Raw genomic sequence first — 15,194 nt, 5'->3', positions numbered from 1 at the left:
CAAAGTGAAGGTGCGCCGCCCCCGGAGTCTCGGGGGCGGCGTACCTTCGTTTTATTGCCTCGCGTCCGAGCCGCGGTTGGACTAGCGGACAAGGGTACTATTCGCGATTGCCGAACCACACAGCCACCTCGCGACGCTCCAGCAACCCCTTCCGCGTCCTCACGCGCCACCGAAACTTCCGCATCTTCTGGGTCGGCCAGACGATGTCGCTCGTCGGCTCGTGGATGCAGACGATGGCCGTGGGCTGGCTCTCCCTTCAGCTCTCCGACAGCGCCTTCGTGGTCGGGCTCGTTGCGTCGGTCGGCGCTATCCCGATCGTGCTCTTTTCCATGCACGCCGGCGCGTTCGTGGATCATGGCGACAAGCTGCGTATCGTGCGAGTGACGCAGAGCATCTTGCTGGCCCAGGCGGCGGTGCTGTGGCTGGTCACGATCACCGGCCATGTGTCGGTGCCGATCCTGCTGGTGCTGGCTTTTGTGCAGGGGCTGTGCAGCGCGGTGGAGATTCCCGCCCGGCAGAGCATGATCATCCAGCTGGTGGGTCGCGAAGACCTGCAGCCGGCGATCGCCCTCAATTCCAGCGGATTCAACCTGGCCCGTGTGATCGGCCCGGCCATCGGCGGTCTGGTGATCGCCCGATTCGGCATTGCCTGGTGCTTCGGCCTCAACGCCTTGAGCTTCGTGGCGGTGCTGTGGGGGCTGCTGCGAATCAAGCTGCCTGAGCAGGCGATTGCGAACGCTGTACGTCTTACGGTGACGGGTGTTCACGAGCTGATCGATCGCAGTACCACAGGGGCGGCCGAGGGGCTGCGGCATCTGGCCAAGCCGGGGCCGGTGCGCGATCTGCTGGCGCTGGTCACGGTGGGCGCGGTACTGGGCGGCCCGTTCCTCACGATCATGCCGGTGATTGCCCGCGACCAGCTCGGGCTCGGCGCCGGCGGGTATGGAACCCTCCTGGCCACGGTGGGTGTGGGTGGTCTGCTGGGCGCCCTGCTGGTGGCCGGGCCGATCTCGCACGCGGCCGACAAGGGGCGCGTGCTGATGACGGCGGGGCTGGCCTTCCCCACGTTGCTGCTGGGCTTCGCCTATACCACCACGCTCACGATGGCGTACGTGGTGCTCTTCGCGACGGGGGTGGCCATGATCACGTTCAATGCCCTCTCCAACGGCGTGCTGCAGCTGCTGGTCGAAGAGAAATACCGCGGACGCCTCATGGCCTTCTACAGTCTCGTCTTCGTCGGACTGTCCCAGGCGGTCGGCTCCTTCGCCATCGGCGCCCTCGCTCGCGTGGTCACGGCCCCGCATGCTATCGCCGCGTCGGCCGTGGTGCTGATGCTGGCGTCGCTGTACGCGCTCAGGTACTCGGATTTCTGGCGACGGGTGTAACCAGAGTTCTTCGCAGTTCTTCGTAGTTCTTCGCAGTTCTTCGCGTCCTTCGCGGCCTTCGCGCTCTTCGCGTCAGGCTGTTTTCGGTTCGTACCGACCGTTCGTGAACAGCAACGGCTCGACGCGAAGGGCGCGGAGTTCGCGAAGGACGCGGAGAACTGCAACGGCCGGTTTCACGTCGCCGAGCGGGTCGGGCGGACAGGTCTAGCGCAAAGCGAGGAGTTCGTCGGCCGAGAGGCCAACATCTTTCGCGATTTGCCGAATGAGCACAGGCGAGATGTCGCGCCCTCCGTGATCAGGCACGGTTGTGCCACGCCCATCGGCATGCCGGAACTGCTTGTGAGATCCCTGTTGCCGGACCTCGACAAAGCCCAGAGCGGTGAGGACGGCGATCACCTCGCGTGGGCGCATTGGCGGAATGCGTCCCACTCTGGCTACGCGACTTCGAGAGTCTGCGTGCCTACGAATTCGGTGCTGAGCGCGGGTTCGCCGTCCTCGAGCAGCATCAGCATGACCTCGTACAGGTTAGCGCGAAGCTCGTCGAGGCTCTCCCCCTGCGAGTGTGCGCCTGCCCAGCCGGGGACGTAGCCAACATAGAGGCCGGTGGATTGGTCCCGTTCAATGACGGCGGTGTATGTGCCCATGTCTTCTCCGTTGTCGACACAGAAATCTTGCCCGTCTCCTCTCTCGACGCAAATCGGTATCTGCTGTTCTTCGCGTGACTTCGCGTTCTTCGCGAGCTTCGCGTGAACCTAGGGTGCTTTCGGCGAGCCGGAGTGGTCGGAAAGTCCGACGGTTCACGCGAAGGACGCGAAGAGCCGCGAAGGAGCGCGAAGAACAGCAAAGGCAACAGCGACTACTTGGAATTGGAAACGCGCCTCCGGTGGCGTTCGGCGCGTACCGGGCGCTAACCTTTGGCAGCACTCGGCCACATGGCCGTGTCTTCACTTGAGGTGCCATGATTCGTCCCGCCCCTGGCCGTTTCTCGCTTTGCCGTCGTACGCGTTGGATCGTGCCGGTATTGATGCTGTCGCTTGGTGTGGCCTGCCGTCGCGCGGCGCCGGGGGACTCGGCACCGCCTGCTGTGCTCGAGGTCTCTCCCGAACCGATTGTGGTGCGTGCGGGACAGCCGAATGACGTCACGATTCGCGGCACCGGGTTCGACGCGACCGCGAATACGGTGACGGTTGGATCCGTCATCCTTACTGCCGTCGTATCAAGTCGTGGCGGCACGGTGATCGCGCTGTCGCTGCCGGATCGGGTGCCGAGTGGCGGGGGGGCGGCGCCGATGCTGTGGAGCCCGGGGCGGTATGCGCTTACGGTGTCGAACGGGCGGGGCAGCAGTGCGCCGGTGATGGTCACCATTCAGGAGCCGCGATGAGCTCGATGGCGAGGGCGGCTGGGCGGGTGGCCATGCTGTTGTTGGCGACGGCGTGCGCTGGTCCTGGCGATCCCGTCATGCCGGACGTCGCGCCCAAGGTGACGGTGTCGGCCAACGGTGGTTCGGCCACTGTGGCGGCCGGCTCCACGCTGCAGCTCTCGGCGGTCGTGACCGACAAGCGCGGGCAACTGGTGACGTCGCCCTCCGTGGTGTGGAGCTCGAGCACGCCCACCGTGGCGGTGGTCTCGCCGGAGGGCATCGTGACGGCCACGACGGTAGGACAGACCACCATCAGTGCGGCGTTGTTGGGCACCACCGGCACGATCGCGGTGACCGTGACCGCCGGTGCGCCGGCCAAGCTGTTCGTGCGCACTCAACCGGGTGACGTGGCTTCGGGCATGTCGTTCACGGCCGCACCGGTCGTGGAGGTGCGCGACGCGCTCGACAATCTGGTGAGGACGGCCAGCATCCCCGTGAGTGTGAGCTTCGCGAGCGGCGTGGGCACGATCGGTGGCACGACCACGGTCACGTCGGTGCAGGGCATTGCGACCTTCTCGCAACTCACGTTGTCCGGACTGGCCGGCCCGCGCTCGCTGGCCTTCTCGGCCACCGGTCTCACGGCGGTGAACACGGCCACCTTCAGCGTGAATGCCGGCCCGGCGGCATCGCTGGCGTTCCGACTAGCGCCGGCGGGCGGCGGACTCAACTCGCCGTTCATTACGCAGCCCGTTCTCGATGTGCTCGACAACGGCGGGAACCTGGCCACGAACAGCGCCCTCACCGTGACGGCCACGATTGCATCGGGAGGTGGCACGCTCACCGGCGCCACGGCACAAGCCACCAATGGTGTGGTCACGTTCAGCAACTTCGGCGTGACCGGAGCGGGTGGCGTGCGATCGCTGCTTTTCTCGGTGTCAGGACTACCGTCGCTGCCCATCTCGGTCACACCGTGCGACGCCACGCGCTCGCCGTTGCTGGCGCTGTCGGCCACGTCGCGCACGCTGGCGGGCTTCGCGCTGCGCACCGCGGTAGTCGACACACTCACGATCACCGACACCAATGGCAGTTGCACCGCGGTCACGAATCTCAACACGAGCGTGACCTACGTCGGCGCCAGCGGATGGCTGTCCGCCACACTCCTCACGAATCCTGCCCGACTCGCGCTACGCGCGAATCCCGCGGCGCTGAACACCAATACTTATCTGGCCACGGTGGCGATCACGTCGGGGAATGCGCCTACGGTGACGCTGCCCGTCACGTTCAACGTGGCCGCGTCGATCACGCTGCGCTACGGACTCGCCAGCGAGAAGGTGAATGAGCTCGATGTGAACGGGACGCTGCAGCTCGCGCCGGTGATACTCAGCAGCGAGGGCGCGGTGATTACGGCGCCGGTTACGTATGCGAGTCGGTCACCGTCCATTGCCACCGTCGCCGCCGACGGACGGATCACGGCACGACTCGGTGGACAGGCGTGGATCGTGGCGCAAACCGCGGTGAACGGCGGCGCGCTCGACTCCGTGTTCGTGACTGTGACGCGCACCACCGGCCCGGTGTTGCGTGCCGACGTGACACGCTTCGACTACGTGCGGAACACGCCCTTCTCGGTCACGCTGTCACTCGACACGCGCGGGGCCACGGTGGGCGCTGCACAGTTCGTGTTCACGTGGCCCACTGAGTTGGGTACACCGGCCATGCTGCGACTCACTGGCACCGTGCCAGGCACGGTGGGTGGGCCGGTGATCGTGACCGACAACGCCTCCGGCACCACGCGCATATCGATTGCCAGTGCGGCGGGTATGACGGGAGTGATCACACTTGGTCGTTTCGATTTCATTCCCACGCTGGTCGGCTCCAGTCAGTTCGTACTGCGACACGTCGAGCTGCTCGACCTCGCGCAAGTTTCGCTGCTCGGCAACGCAACGGCCCTGCAATACCCGGTGGTGATCAAATGAGGCGCAACATGACAGCAGGATGGCGCGTGGCAGCGGTGCTGAGTTTCGCGCTTGCGGCGTCGGCATGCCGGGACACACTCGGTGACGGTGCGGTGAACCCGCTGCCGAGTACGCAGGCTACCGCGCAGTTGGTGATCACGCCGGCGATGGCGGGCGACAGTGTGATCACGGTGGACGTACGCGTGAGCGGACTCGATGGCATGGGCGCATCGTCGAGCGCTCAAGCGAAAGCGGTGAGCATGACGGCGGCGGTAGCGTACGACACCACTCAGTTGCGCTATCTCACCGATGCGAGCCCCAGTGACGGGGCGTTGCGTGCGGTGAACGCGGGGCGTGGGCGGGTGATGATCGCCGCTGCGCATGCCACGGGTTTTACCAGCGACGTATTCGCGCGCGTGCGCTTCGTGGCGCGCAGTGAGCAAGCGGCCGCCACGTTGTCGCTGCAACTCAGTGAGCTGCACCTATCCGATGCCACCGATGTACGCGAGCGCCTCACTGTACTGCCAACGGCGGTGCTCAAGTGAACACGATCTTGAACACGACGCGGACGTTGATGGTGTTGGCGCTGATGGTGGCGCCGACCATGGTACAGGCGCAGGTGGAAGAGCAGCGCGAAGCCGGCTTCGAGGTGCGCCGCGAGTGGATGGAGCAGCTGCGGGCGTATCCGTTTGGCGAGTACACGCAGAATCCGGTGTACGCCGCGCGTGCCGCGGCATTCCGCGCGCCGGCTCGTGTCACCGCGGGGTCTGCGTCGAGCATTCAGGTGGCGCCGTGGCGCTCGGTGGGGCCGTTCGGCTTCCAGACCAGCGGCTTCTACGGCTCGTCGCCGAATGCCGACGGCGGTCGCATTCGCGCCATCGCCATTCACCCCACCAACCCGAGCATCGTGTACGCCGGCTCGGCGAGTGGTGGCGTGTGGCGCACGAACAACGGCGGCGCGACATGGACGCCGCTGACCGACAATCAGTGCTCGCTGAACACGGGGACGATCGCGATCGATCCGGTGAATCCGAACATCGTGTACGTGGGCACGGGTGAGCCCACGCAGTCGAACGGCTGTGGCTTGCTGCGCTCGTTCGACGGCGGCACGACGTGGACCGAGATCAACGGCGCCGGTGTGCTGGCTCCGGTGAACGGCACGCAAAACACTCGGGCGTATCGCATCCGGGTAGCGCCGAGTCTGGCCGGTACGCAGAACACGAGTGTGGTGCTGTACGCCGCGAACAACGGATTGCATCGCAGCACCAACAGCGGCTCGGCATGGACCACGGTACTCACGGGCTTCGTGAGTGACGTAGAATTCGATCCCGCCAACGACAACATCGTGTGGGCGGCGCGTGCGGGCGCGGGAAACAACACCAACGGTGTCTATCGTTCGACCGATCGCGGCGCCTCATGGACGCAGGTGTACAGCACCGGCAGCACCGTGCAGCGCATCTCGCTCGCGGTGTCGCCCACCACGCCGAATTCGGTATGGGCGGTGGAAGTAGTGAGCGCGCGCATGGACAAGCTGGTGCGTCTGGACGGTGCTAGTGCCACGCCCACGGTGCTCACCGCACAAGGTGTGTATGGTGCGCAGTCACGACTCGACTTCGGTTCGCAGGGCACGTATGACTTGGTGCTCGAGGTCGATCCGCAGGATGCGAACACGGTGATCGTGGGCGGGTCACGCATGTACCGATCGCGCGACGGCGGGCAATCGTTCTCGGTGATTGCCTACGACCTGCACGTGGACTGGCACGCGTTCGAGTACGCGCCGAGTGACCCGAATGTGATCGTGGGCGGCTGCGATGGTGGCGTGCACGCGTCGTACGATCGTGGCAACAGCTGGGTGAGTCGCAACACGAACATCGCGGTCACGCAGTTCTATCCGGGCATCGCGGTACACCCCACGATCCCCGATTTCATCGCCGGCGGACTGCAGGACAACAGCTCCGTCTGGGGCTTCGGCTCGGGCTTCTGGACGATGTCGGCGCCGAGTGGCGATGGCGGATGGAATGCCTTCAGCCCTACGAACTCGAACGTGTTCTGGACCACCAGTTACGGCACCGGCTTCATCGTGCGCGTGACGCGGAACCCGTTGGGCACCAGCATCGCGCAGACACAGCGCGGCTTCACCAGCAGCGACCGGAAAGCATTCCTTTCGCCGATGGTGATCGACCCGCTCAACTCGACCACGCTCTACTATGCCACCTATCGCCTGTGGCGCACGACGAACGAGGGCGTGCAGTGGGGCGTACTCACCGGTGATCTCACACGAGGCGGTGGGGCCACGATCACCAGCCTCGCCGTTTCACCGGTGGACCCACGGGTGATCTGGGTGGGCACGAGCGACGGCAATGTGCAACTCTCGCAAGACGCCGGCGCCACGTTCACGCTGGTGTCGAGCGCGCTGCCGCTGCGCGCGGTTACCGATATCGCTCCCGATGCCGCGGTACCCGGGCGCGCCGTGATCACGCACTCCGGCACGGGCTCGGGACACGTGTACGCCTCCGACGATTTCGGCGCGAACTGGACGAACCTGAGCGGGTCGCTGCCCGACATCCCGTTCAACGCGGTCGTGATGGTGCCCGGCACGTCGAGACTGTTCGCTGCAGCCGACGTGGGCATTTACGAGTCGACCGACAACGGCATGTCGTGGAGCGCGGCCAATCAGGGATTCCCGAACGCGCGCGTGCTGGACCTGGTGTACCAGGCGGCCACCGGCAACCTGTACGCGAGCACGTATGGTCGTGGGCTGTGGGCCACGACGATCGTGACCGGAGCGAGCGTGCTGCGCGGCGATGTCAACGCGGACGGATTCGTGAATGCGTTCGATGCATCACTGGCGCAACAGGCGCTGGTGGGTGTGCTGCCCGCCAGCGCGCCAAACCCGATGCCGCGCGCGGACGCGAACTGCAATGGGACGCTGGACTCGGGAGACGTGCTGTCGATTCTGCAGTTCGCGGTAGGGTCGGCGAGTGCGGCGCTTTGCGTGGGGAAGCAGCAGTAACTGCTTAAGGGCGCGGGATGGGCGGATCAGTACTCTGTGTTCTGAACTCTGGCGTCAGACTGGGTATAGTGGTCAGAGTCGAGCAGCTACAGTGCTCAGTTGCGAGAATTTCCTTACTGCGTGTGCGACCGCGGGGATGTGTTGATATCCCTGCGCGAGTGCCGAGCGGAGACCTCGTGAATCGTCAGATCCAGGAAACCCGCTCGGCACTGTGGACTGTCGTTGCTGAATTCCGAACACTATACCCAGTCTGACGCCAGAATTCAGACAACTCAGTACTGGGCTGTTCAGCGCAGTCAGTATTCAGTCACCGCCCGCGAGTCACCGAAAACGACAGCATGATCGTTCGCGGCATTCCCGGCTCGAACGCCAGCGCTTTGCCGTTCACGATGTCCGGGTTCAGGAACGCCGAGCCGATGAAGCGACGATCGGCGAGGTTCTCGACCGTGAGGAATCCCTTCACGGTGGCATCACCGACCTGCACGAGGCGATCGGCGCGCAGACTGGCGCTGAGGATGTGCGACTCCGTGACGCGCACGGCGTTGGCGTCATCGGCCCAGTAGCCGCCGGTGCCTTGCACGCCGAACTGCGCGGCGAGACCGAGGGGCGCCTTGGACGGTGCCCAGGTGGCGTTGGAGCCGTAGAACCAGTCGGGGATCCCGACGATGCGATTGCCGCTGTAGTCGGCTTTTGCGCCGGCCTTGCCGTAGTGCACGGAGTCGACGACGTACTCGGTGTACGTGTTGCGAGAGAGCGTGAGCGAATTCTCGAAGCGCAGGTCGCCTTTCGCGAGCGCGGTCACGGCGATTTCGGCACCGGTGCGGCGCGCGCGGCCGGCCATGAAGTAGAAGCGTCCACCGCGGTAGGGCACGATTTCGTTGCGGACGTTCGTGAGGTAGGCAGCGGCGTCATACGACACGCTGCTGACCACACCAGAGCCATCACCAACCATGAAAATCTGCTTGGTGCCCACTTCGTAGGTGTACGAGCGGATCGGCTCGAGGAGCGGATTGAGCGCCGTCACCGTGTCCGTTCCGAAAGTGCTGGCGGGATCCGTCTCGTTGCCGGCCGGTGCTTCGACACCACCTCCGACGTTCGCGTACAGCGTGTGCGTCTTGGATACGCGCCACGACGCGCCAACCTTCGGCGTGACCTGCGAAAAGGTGCGGCTCGCGTCGGTTTTCGGATTGAGGTAGTTCTTGTAGTAGTACGAGATCGCGTCGCCACGCAGGCCGAGCGTGATGCCCAGCTTGTCGTTCAGCGTGAGTTCGTCTTCGATGAACACGCCGTTGTTGTACGCGCCTTCCTTCTTATTGTCGCGCACCGTGGTGCTACGTCCGTTTGTCGCGCTTAAGGAGTAGAACAGGATCGCGCCGTCCTGATAGGCCTGATCGAGTCCTGCCGTGAAGCGATTCGTGAACGTGGGTGACACCACGTCCTGACGATTGTACGCCGCATTGGCGCCGGCGTGGTAGCGCGTGAAGTCGCGGAACGTGCCGCGCTCGGAGCGCTGCAGATACTTCGGGTTGATGTACGCCACCACGGACACGCTCGACTTGTCGTCGATCGCATGCTCCACGCTGGCACCGAGGCGGGCGAGGCGATTGTAGCGACGCTCGTCGCGCGTGTTGTAGGTGGCGTTCGCCTGCCGCGGATTCGCCGCCACTTCATCGGCCGAGAGCGGGCCGGGAATATGGAACAGATTGTTGGCGCCGAGCAGGTGGATGCGCATCTGCGTCTTGTCGCCCACAGGGGCCACGATGCCCGTGTTCAGCAACACGCGACGCGCGTCGGAATTCACGCGCCAGCCGTCGAAGTTCGTATTCACGAACGTGGCGTAGGCCACGCCGCCCTTGGTGCCGATGGGGGTGCCGGTCTGCGCGATGTATCGCTGCAGGCCGTAGCTCCCGCTCTGGTACTGCAGGGTGGAGAAGGGACGATCGATCACCGGTACGGTGGACACGCTGATCACGCCGCCGGCCGCATTGCCCCACAGTGCGCTCGCGTTCGAGCGGATCACATCGATCCCTTCGGCCGAGGCAAGATCGATGTTGTCGAACGCCGTGCGTCCATCCGGCTCTGTTTCCGGCATACCGTCGAGCAATACGCGCACGCCGCGCGAGGTGCCGGCGTTGCTGCGGTCGCCCGCGCCACGCGCGCCGAAGCCGCGAATGGCGATACGCACATCACTGGTGCCGTAACGTGACTGCACGAGGACACCCGGCACGTTGCCGAGGGCGTCGTTGAGTCCAAAACCCGACTTCGCCGAAAACTGCGACTTGTCGATGTGTGTGATCGCGAGCGGCGACGTGAAGGACGACTGCGTGCTGCGCGTGGCGCGGACGGCAAAGGGGGCGAGCGTGCGCGCAATACTGTCGCGGCGAGCGGACGAGTCGGCCTTGGTCTGGGCCTGGGCGAGGTTCGGGCCCAAGAGCCCGAGGGCGCCGGCAGCCAAGCTCATCAGTGCGGAGCGGGGAAAAACAGGAGGCATCAGGGGAGTGCGTAGGGGATGGGCGGGTGTCGGACTACGCAGGGGAAGGTCGACGTGTTGGGCTTAACGTGGGATTAACAAACAGCCCAGTACTCAGTACTGAGAACTGGGGCGTCAGACTGCTTATAGTGGTCAGAATTCAGCAGCTACAGTGCTCAGTTTCGAGAATTTCCTTACTGCGTGTGGGGCCGCTGGACGGACAGGGATTCCCCAACGCCAAGTGCCGAGCAAAGGCCTCGTGAATCGTCAGATCCATGAAACCCGCTCGGCACTGTGGACTGTCGTTGCTGAATTCCGAACACTATACCCAGTCTGACGCCAGAATTCAGACCACTCAGTACTGGGCCGTTCAGCGCTGTTCAGTGATCAGCCAAAGTAGTCCTGCTGTCCCTTCGGTCGGCGCGCTTCTCGCTCGGCTCGCCCGTACTTCCCTTCGTCCGACCGCGAGATTTTCCTCCGCGCCACGAGCGCCTCGAGGACCAGTTCGCAGGCCACCACGATCATCGCGTCGTCGCCCTTCTTGGCGAGTCCGAGCGCGATCACGGTCTGCACGAGACTCGGCACCGTCTCGAAGCCCTGGCGCACGAGGTCCATCGCGATCTCGTCGGCCACCTGCAGGGCGCCGCCGGCGTCGAACCACATGATCACTTCTTCGGCGTCGATGTCACCGGCGCGTTCACGCAGGGTGGCATCGCACGCGCGACGAATGAGATCCTTAGCGATCGTGGCGCCGCCGACGAGTTCTCCCTCGTACTCGAGTTCGATCTTGCCGGTGATGGCGGGCAGGGCGGCGTAGACGTCGGCCACGCGCGGTACCGCTTCGGTATCGCCGTTGCGCAGGGCACGCTGTTCGGCGTTCGAGACGACGTTCTCCATCGCGGTGATCGGCATGCGCTGCGACACGCCGGAACGCTTGTCGATGCGCTTGTCGTCGCGCGCTTCGAAGGCGATGCGCTCCACCACTTCCTCGATCAAGTCGGGAACGCGGATCTGCACGCCGTCAGAACGTTTCGTCCACGCTTCCTGACGCGTGATCTCGACGCCGAGTTCGACGCTCTCAGGGTAGTGCGTGATGATCTCGCTGCCGATGCGGTCCTTGAGCGGCGTGATGATCTTGCCGCGAGCCGTGTAGTCTTCCGGGTTGGCGGTAAAGCAGAGCAGGACATCGAGTGCGAGGCGCACCGGATAGCCTTTGATCTGCACGTCGCCTTCCTGCATGATGTTGAACAAGCCCACCTGCACCTTGCCGGCGAGGTCGGGCAGCTCGTTCAGCGCGAAGATGCCGCGGTTGGCGCGCGGCAGCATGCCATAGTGGATCGTGAGTTCGTCGCCGAGGATGTGGCCACCGCGCGCGGCCTTGATGGGGTCCACATCACCGATAATGTCGGCAATGGTGGCATCTGGCGTGGCGAGCTTTTCGACGTAGCGCTGATCACGCGACACCCATCCGATCGGGGTGTCGTCGCCATGTTCCTGGATGAGCTGCTTGGCGTACTTCGAGATCGGCGCGAACGGATCGTCATTCACTTCGCTGCCGGCGACCACGGGCATCTGCTCGTCGAGCAGCGTGACGAGCGCGCGGAGAATACGCGACTTCGCCTGGCCGCGAAGGCCGAGCAGGATGAAGTTGTGGCGCGCGAGGAGCGCGTTCACGATTTGCGGCATGACGGTGTCTTCGTAGCCAAGGACACCGCGGAAGAGCGGGCCGCCGTCCTGCAGGCGCGCGATCAGATTCCGCCGGATTTCGTCTTTGACGGACTTCGGGCGATTCGTGGCGTAGCCGGAGCGCTTGAGGGCGCCGAGGGTCTCGGGGAGTTTGGACACAAAACCTCAGTGAGTCAGGAACAGGACGTATCATGGTTAGCACCTGCCGCCGGACCTTGGTTCCCGCGCATTACCTAATGATGCGGCTTCCAGACGTCCCAGTCCGATCGTACCGCCCGGGCAATGGCGTAGAGCGGCATCACGAGCAAGCGTTGTGCGAACACGAGTCCCTTCGCCCTTTGTCCCAATCGCCCCGGCGCGAACTGAGCCAAGAGCCAGACGAGCGCGATGATGGCGACCCCGGCGGCCAGCAGTGCCCATGCCGTGACGGGGCTTGCCAAGGCGATCGCTCCCCATGCAGCGGCGCCGCCGACGAGCAGGAGGACGGGGGTGGCCGGTCGCGTGAGTTTGTGCAGCAGAAAATCCGTCCACATCGGGTTCTTCTGCCGACTCAGCACCGCAGGGAACCAGCGAGCAAACTGCAGCATGCCGGTCATCGTCCGCAGTCGGCGCGCGTATTCATCGTCTCGTGTAAAGCGTCGAGGGTCGGTGACTCTGGCCTTGGTCACGATGCCCACACGACCTCCGTTGGTCACGACCGAGTAGGTGCTCCACAGGTCATCGCAAATCAATCCTGCGGGCATGTCGCGCCAGAAACGTCGATGCATGACATAGGCGCAGCCGGTCACGCAGATGATGCTGTGCCGCCTTGCCTGGCCTAGACGAATGGCTAATTCGCGAGACCAGTAGCGATCCATCAGGACGTCGCCGCTCGTAGGCGCGAGCGTCGCGGTCATGGCGCCCCAGCCGTCCGTGCGGACCGCGCTCACGAGCTTTGAGATCGTGTCGTGCTCGAACGACTGCGCCGTATCGACAAAGAACAGGAGTTCATGCGAAGCCGCGGCAACCCCGGCGTTCAGGGCCGAGGACTTTCCGGGGACGGCACCGTGAACGGCACGCGTACGCTGGGGCAGTTTCTCCCGCAGGCCGTCCAACCCGTTCGATCGTGTCGCGTCGAGCGCGATGACGATCTCCGTCAGCGCGGTCGGGTAGTCTCCGCGTCGTAGGTCATCGATGCGCCGCAGGATCGCTTCGTCAGATTCTCTTGTTGCGAGAATCACGCTGATCGGTGATTCCGAACCCCCAGCCGCGCTGGTGTCGATCTCACCCGCGCCCGCATTTGCAGCTTTCGCGGTTCTGGACGGGTAGATCACCCACCCGAGAACCAGAATACCGAACGCGGTCGCGGCGACGAGGATGAGGAAGATGAGCACGGCGGAAGGGTAAGGGCGGGACGAGGCTTACGCCACGGCCTGTGCAGCTACTCCCGTCACGCCCGAAGCGAAGGAAACCGTTATGGCACAAACGGTTGGCCGCGTTTGGAACACTGCGCTCGGTGTGGTGTCACCCTTGACAGATGAGCACGGAGCCATAACTTGTGTTCGCTAGATCCCCGTCGGCGTTCTGCCGGGGGGGCCGTGCGCTTTTCAGGACGCACGGCGCAACCACCGCACCGTATGGAGTCCTACACTATGAAGCGCATCGCTCTCGTCGCTGCTGCACTCGTGCTCGCCGCCTGCTCAGCCAAGGAAGAGGCCCCGGCCGCTGATTCGGCCGCCGCTGCTCCGGCTGCTGCCGCCCCGGCCATGGATTCGGCCGCGATGACGCCGCCGCCGGCCGACTCCGCCGCGATGGCTGCCCCGGGCGCGATGGCTCCCGACACGACCAAGCACTAAGCTTCGGGTCTGCAGTAACGGAAAGGCGGGCGACGAAAGTCGCCCGCCTTTTGCGTTGTGGGTCGGTACGAGAAATCAGCACGACCTGTCAATTCGCTCCACGAAATACGCTCGACACTGTGGACTGAAGTTTGCTCGTCTCTGAACACTATAAAAAGTCTGACGCCAGAATTCTGACCACTGAACACTGGCGCTTTACCATCGGCCCAGTGGCCAGTGTTCAGAGCCCAGGCATCAGACCGTGTATAGTGGTCTGAATTCAGCAAACTTCAGTACTCAGTTCTGAGCTTCGGAACTACTCGGGGAACGGAAGTTCGCGCACTTCGGCGCTGATCGGTCCTTCGGTGCCTTCCACGATCACCGTGTCTCCCGCCTGCACTTCCCGACGCAGCATCGCGATCGCGATCGGCCCCAGGCGCGGCGAGATCACCGTGCTGCGCACATCGCCGACCAGTTTGCCGGTGGCGTCCACGACCTGCCCGTGTTGCGGCATTGGTGACGCGCCGAGCAGTCCGCGCAGGCGGCGATTCACGTGCCCGCGGAAGTGGACACGCGCCACGGTTTCCTGGCCTGTGTAGCAGCCCTTCGTGAACGAGATCGCGCCGAGCGTATCAAGATTCGCTTCCTGCGGAATCGTGTTGTCGTCCATATCGAGGCCCCACGCCGGCCGCCCACCTTCCACGCGCGCGATGTTCCACACCGCTCGCGTGGCTTGACGGTACACCGACTTCTCGAGGCGCTGGCGCACAATCTCGGCGTCACGCGCGTCGGCCATGATGATGAAGCCCGGCGTCGTTCCCATCAGCGGCGCGCGAATGAGTCGCACATTGACCGGCCCGATGTTCCAGAGCCCATGCTGCCACAGCTTCCACTCGGCGAGCCCCTGCATCATCACGTCGCCAAGATCTTCGACCGTGTGAGCGGCGCCGCCGAGGGCAGCGACCGCTTTCGATGCTTGCGCGCCGTACAGCATCCACGTGGCCCACTTGTCCGATTCATCCTCGACTTTCGCGAGACGCGGATTCACATACTTGCGGGCCGTGGCCAGCCACTGCGGCGCGCAGGCGCGGAGCACGGTGAGCATGAACGTCTCTTCGTCCATGCGGAAGATGAGCATGTCGCAGAGCACCTTGCCCTTCGGCGTCAGCGCGGCGGCGTGCAGTCCTTCACCGGGTTGCAGCAGCGTGACGTCGTTGGTGACGAGTCCATTCAACGCTTCGGCGGCCTTCGGTCCACGAAACGTGCTCCACTGGCCAGCCGACTCGAACCATGCCGATTCGCGTCGCAGATCAAGGAACGCTTCGGCGTCATGGGCTGACAACGGCTCCGGATACACGAGCGACGGCGGCGCCACGTCAGGTGGCGTCGGGCTCGTGAAGTTCGGGGAGATCGCGTCAGAGTTGGACAACAGCACACCTCACAGAGACTTCACTATTATAGATCAGCTAACAGAAGGTATCGGGGACCAACCGCTTGTGGCAACATACGCACGG

General features: G+C 64.5%; 12 protein-coding genes. 6 read left to right on the top strand and 6 right to left on the bottom strand.

The window, feature by feature from the left end; translation table 11 throughout:
• Nucleotides 1-107 precede the first annotated feature (107 nt).
• On the top strand, nt 108-1,385 hold the full coding sequence (locus tag HKW67_RS12080) for an MFS transporter (RefSeq protein WP_269141189.1): 1,278 nt from the start codon (nt 108-110) through the stop codon (nt 1,383-1,385).
• Between the two features lie 204 nt (nt 1,386-1,589).
• On the opposite strand, the gene HKW67_RS22665 is transcribed toward HKW67_RS12080, so the two are convergent.
• The gene (locus tag HKW67_RS22665) at nt 1,590-1,796 is read right to left on the bottom strand and encodes a type II toxin-antitoxin system HicA family toxin (protein ID WP_206044400.1); all 207 of its coding nucleotides are present in this window, start codon (nt 1,794-1,796) and stop codon (nt 1,590-1,592) included.
• 23 nt (nt 1,797-1,819) lie between these two features.
• Nucleotides 1,820-2,029, bottom strand: coding sequence for a type II toxin-antitoxin system HicB family antitoxin (locus HKW67_RS12070; RefSeq protein ID WP_171225624.1), 210 nt, complete (start codon nt 2,027-2,029; stop codon nt 1,820-1,822).
• Between the two features lie 314 nt (nt 2,030-2,343).
• On the opposite strand from HKW67_RS12070, the gene HKW67_RS12065 reads away from it, so the two are divergent.
• Genes HKW67_RS12065 through HKW67_RS12050 form a run of 4 tightly spaced genes read left to right on the top strand, consistent with a single transcriptional unit; the run spans nt 2,344 to nt 7,710 of the window.
• Entirely contained in the window at nt 2,344-2,766 is a 423-nt protein-coding gene (locus HKW67_RS12065; protein ID WP_171225623.1) for a hypothetical protein, read from the top strand.
• Nucleotides 2,763-4,718: an Ig-like domain-containing protein gene (locus HKW67_RS12060; RefSeq protein ID WP_171225622.1), complete on the top strand. Its 1,956-nt coding sequence runs from the start codon at nt 2,763-2,765 to the stop codon at nt 4,716-4,718. The genes HKW67_RS12065 and HKW67_RS12060 overlap by 4 nt, the downstream gene beginning before the upstream one ends.
• Nucleotides 4,715-5,242 carry a hypothetical protein gene (locus HKW67_RS12055; RefSeq protein WP_171225621.1) on the top strand — a complete coding sequence of 176 codons (528 nt, stop codon included), beginning with the start codon at nt 4,715-4,717 and terminating at the stop codon, nt 5,240-5,242. The genes HKW67_RS12060 and HKW67_RS12055 overlap by 4 nt, the downstream gene beginning before the upstream one ends.
• Complete coding sequence (locus HKW67_RS12050) at nt 5,239-7,710, top strand: dockerin type I domain-containing protein (protein WP_171225620.1); 2,472 nt, start codon at nt 5,239-5,241, stop codon at nt 7,708-7,710. The genes HKW67_RS12055 and HKW67_RS12050 overlap by 4 nt, the downstream gene beginning before the upstream one ends.
• A gap of 307 nt (nt 7,711-8,017) precedes the next feature.
• Here HKW67_RS12050 and HKW67_RS12045 read toward each other — a convergent pair whose 3' ends face one another.
• The 3 genes from HKW67_RS12045 to HKW67_RS12035 form a co-directional block, all read right to left on the bottom strand.
• Nucleotides 8,018-10,171: a TonB-dependent receptor family protein gene (locus tag HKW67_RS12045; RefSeq protein ID WP_171225619.1), complete on the bottom strand. Its 2,154-nt coding sequence runs from the start codon at nt 10,169-10,171 to the stop codon at nt 8,018-8,020.
• Nucleotides 10,172-10,567: 396 nt separating this feature from the next.
• Nucleotides 10,568-12,025: a magnesium chelatase ATPase subunit I gene (locus HKW67_RS12040; RefSeq protein ID WP_171225618.1), complete on the bottom strand. Its 1,458-nt coding sequence runs from the start codon at nt 12,023-12,025 to the stop codon at nt 10,568-10,570.
• 74 nt (nt 12,026-12,099) lie between these two features.
• The gene (locus tag HKW67_RS12035) at nt 12,100-13,239 is read right to left on the bottom strand and encodes a glycosyltransferase (RefSeq protein WP_171225617.1); all 1,140 of its coding nucleotides are present in this window, start codon (nt 13,237-13,239) and stop codon (nt 12,100-12,102) included.
• A 258-nt stretch (nt 13,240-13,497) separates the two neighbouring features.
• Here HKW67_RS12035 and HKW67_RS12030 point away from each other — a divergent pair, with 258 nt between their 5' ends.
• A complete protein-coding gene (locus HKW67_RS12030; protein WP_171225616.1) occupies nt 13,498-13,701 on the top strand; it encodes a hypothetical protein in 204 nt (67 codons plus the stop codon).
• 295 nt (nt 13,702-13,996) lie between these two features.
• Here the strand turns inward: HKW67_RS12030 and ygfZ are convergent, their stop codons facing one another.
• Nucleotides 13,997-15,109, bottom strand: coding sequence for a CAF17-like 4Fe-4S cluster assembly/insertion protein YgfZ (ygfZ, locus tag HKW67_RS12025; RefSeq protein WP_171225615.1), 1,113 nt, complete (start codon nt 15,107-15,109; stop codon nt 13,997-13,999).
• Nucleotides 15,110-15,194 lie beyond the last annotated feature (85 nt).

Source organism: Gemmatimonas groenlandica, from assembly GCF_013004105.1.
In the GTDB taxonomy this organism is placed as follows: domain Bacteria; phylum Gemmatimonadota; class Gemmatimonadetes; order Gemmatimonadales; family Gemmatimonadaceae; genus Gemmatimonas; species Gemmatimonas groenlandica.
The sequence above is the reverse complement of the archived record's forward strand: the minus strand, read 5'-3'. Positions and strand labels throughout refer to the sequence as shown.

What these genes read in the sequence shown, in the direction of transcription:
- HKW67_RS22665 (WP_206044400.1), bottom strand. Translation starts at nt 1,796, where the DNA reads ATGCGCCCACGCGAGGTGATCGCCGTCCTCACCGCTCTGGGCTTTGTC.
- HKW67_RS12070 (WP_171225624.1), bottom strand. Translation starts at nt 2,029, where the DNA reads ATGGGCACATACACCGCCGTCATTGAACGGGACCAATCCACCGGCCTC.
- HKW67_RS12065 (WP_171225623.1), top strand. Translation starts at nt 2,344, where the DNA reads ATGATTCGTCCCGCCCCTGGCCGTTTCTCGCTTTGCCGTCGTACGCGT.
- HKW67_RS12060 (WP_171225622.1), top strand. Translation starts at nt 2,763, where the DNA reads ATGAGCTCGATGGCGAGGGCGGCTGGGCGGGTGGCCATGCTGTTGTTG.
- HKW67_RS12055 (WP_171225621.1), top strand. Translation starts at nt 4,715, where the DNA reads ATGAGGCGCAACATGACAGCAGGATGGCGCGTGGCAGCGGTGCTGAGT.
- HKW67_RS12045 (WP_171225619.1), bottom strand. Translation starts at nt 10,171, where the DNA reads ATGAGCTTGGCTGCCGGCGCCCTCGGGCTCTTGGGCCCGAACCTCGCC.
- HKW67_RS12030 (WP_171225616.1), top strand. Translation starts at nt 13,498, where the DNA reads ATGAAGCGCATCGCTCTCGTCGCTGCTGCACTCGTGCTCGCCGCCTGC.